General features: G+C 69.0%; 1 protein-coding gene. It reads right to left on the bottom strand.

The genetic code is table 11. The features are described from left to right. Positions 1 to 619, bottom strand: a 619-nt coding sequence (locus tag DVK01_RS22440) for an MFS transporter (RefSeq protein WP_342764914.1), incomplete at both ends; no start/stop codon positions are given.

The following is a 619-nucleotide window of genomic DNA, read 5'->3' on the forward strand; positions in this document are numbered from 1 at the left end:
CTGGGTCGAGAACACGACGCCCAGCATGTTGGGCCAGACGAAGCCTTCGTGGAAAGCATAGAGGCTGCCGGCGAGGCCGGCGATGGTGCCGCCGACCGCGAAGATGATCGCCTTCAGGTGCTGCGCCTTGTAGCCGAAGAAGGCGATGCGCTGCTCGTTCTCGCGCAGGCCGGCGAGCGCGAGGCCGAACTGCAGGCCGGCGACCGCACCGAGGTCGAGAAGCGCGGGGTTCGTCGCCGTGATACCGTCGATGGCGGCGGCGGGAGCGCCGAGCGCGACGAGCGTGCCGGCGAACGCGAGCAACAAGAGCGGGATAACGATGACCGCTTGGACCGCGTCGGTCGCGATGCTGGCGCGGAGGCCGCCGTAACTCGTGTAGAGCAGGACGAAGCCGCCGACGAGGAACGGCCGCCGCCCGTAGCGGTCGCTCAGCCGGCCGATGGGGTACTGGAAGACGACGTTGGCGAGGACGGTCGCGCCGAACTGCACCGAAAACAGGAACGTCCCCTGGTCGAGGCGCTCGTTGATGACGTTTGCGAGCGGGGCGTACATGGCGATGCTCAGCGCCATCACGACGGTCGCGACGCCGAGGGCGAACACGGGGTCGAGGCCGGGGCCA

The sequence above is a fragment of the Haloarcula sp. Atlit-120R genome, assembly GCF_003665885.1.
GTDB lineage: Archaea > Halobacteriota > Halobacteria > Halobacteriales > Haloarculaceae > Haloarcula > Haloarcula taiwanensis.